This window comes from Rickettsia endosymbiont of Culicoides newsteadi (assembly GCF_002259525.1).
Lineage (GTDB): Bacteria > Pseudomonadota > Alphaproteobacteria > Rickettsiales > Rickettsiaceae > Tisiphia.
In genome coordinates, this window is sequence record NZ_MWZE01000162.1 from 1 (window position 1) to 1,233 (window position 1,233).

Sequence of the window (1,233 nt, forward strand, 5' to 3'; positions counted from 1 at the left end):
ATTTCCTGTGACCAATAATTAGCTCCTCCACATGCCTCCATAGCTACCAATGAACTTTTATCGAGATTGCTTAAATAGGCTATTAACTCATCTCTTGTAACTTTTTGGTAACCTATTTTTTTGCCATTTTGATCGACTTGCACCAAGTGCATACTATTTTTTGCTAAATCTATTCCTATTATAGTATTTTTTATGCTATTATTTATCATGGTATGGACCTATTAATTAAATTATTATTTAATTTGGAGCAGCTGAAAACTATTTTTCAGCTGACTCCGTACAAGTAAAGCATATTTCGCTTCACTCGTCCATACCATCATTCCCGCGTAGGCGGGAACCTAGATACCTGCCTACGCAGGTATGACATTTTGCCCAGGGGCGACAAAACAGGATTGCTTCGCTCTAACTTCTTGCCTCCTAGCATGACGCCGATTATTTTTGCAACTTTTAAACTGCCATGATGGACTCTAAAACCGCTTCTTTCTGTAACTTTCAACAGTTGTGGTGTTTTTTCCTCACGAATATTTTTTATAAGTTTAAATTTTGTTAGTAATAGTTACAATTTTAATTAAATATAACCTACATTAAATAGTCAACTAATTTTTTATTTAAAAAATAATGAATTCAATTTAAATTAATATATAATTTTTTATAGTTTAATCGCTAAGCCGTTGTAAATAATATTTAATAAAAGGTATAAAATGCTAGAAAACAACTCAGATCAAGATAATTCAGCTCAAGAAGATATATGGCGTAATGAATTAGGGGAAACATATGAGGAGCAAGAGGATCGTTTAGATCGTGAAGAATCTATTAGAAAACGCAATGCGATTATATTTGTTTTTATTCCGATGTTAATAGGGTTTTTAATATTTACTCATTTTTTTCTTAATTACATAGAAGAAAAGAACAAACTGGCGAGACAACAACAATCAACTATCATTAATAGTAGTCAAGATACAAAGAAAGAAAATTAGGAGAGAAGTACAGTTATAATAAATTATATAAATGGTATTATTAGCCCAGATATTGCATGATAAATTATTACAAGGGATTCAGAGGTGAATATTGGTACCTTTATACAATATCTGGGTTAGATTTTATAATTTACGTCAATTCGGGATAAGGTTATAATTTAGAGGAAAGTCGAAATTGCAATTTATGGAAGGTTTATTTTTCTTAAGAGAATAGGCAACTAGTGTAGAAAGTATATGAACAAAAGCATTTATAGGG

General features: G+C 30.8%; 1 protein-coding gene and 2 pseudogenes. 1 reads left to right on the top strand and 2 read right to left on the bottom strand.

What is annotated here, in order from left to right:
• A pseudogene (locus tag RiCNE_RS07025) lies at positions 1 to 209 on the bottom strand (IS110 family transposase); the annotation flags it as partial.
• A 492-nt stretch (positions 210 to 701) separates the two neighbouring features.
• On the opposite strand from RiCNE_RS07025, the gene RiCNE_RS07030 reads away from it, so the two are divergent.
• Complete coding sequence (locus RiCNE_RS07030; RefSeq protein WP_239832802.1) at positions 702 to 977, top strand: RC1041 family protein; 276 nt, start codon at positions 702 to 704, stop codon at positions 975 to 977.
• Between the two features lie 135 nt (positions 978 to 1,112).
• Here RiCNE_RS07030 and RiCNE_RS08650 read toward each other — a convergent pair.
• Positions 1,113 to 1,233 (bottom strand): annotated as a pseudogene (locus RiCNE_RS08650) (IS982 family transposase); the annotation flags it as partial.

What these genes read in the sequence shown, in the direction of transcription:
- RiCNE_RS07030 (WP_239832802.1), top strand. Translation starts at nt 702, where the DNA reads ATGCTAGAAAACAACTCAGATCAAGATAATTCAGCTCAAGAAGATATA.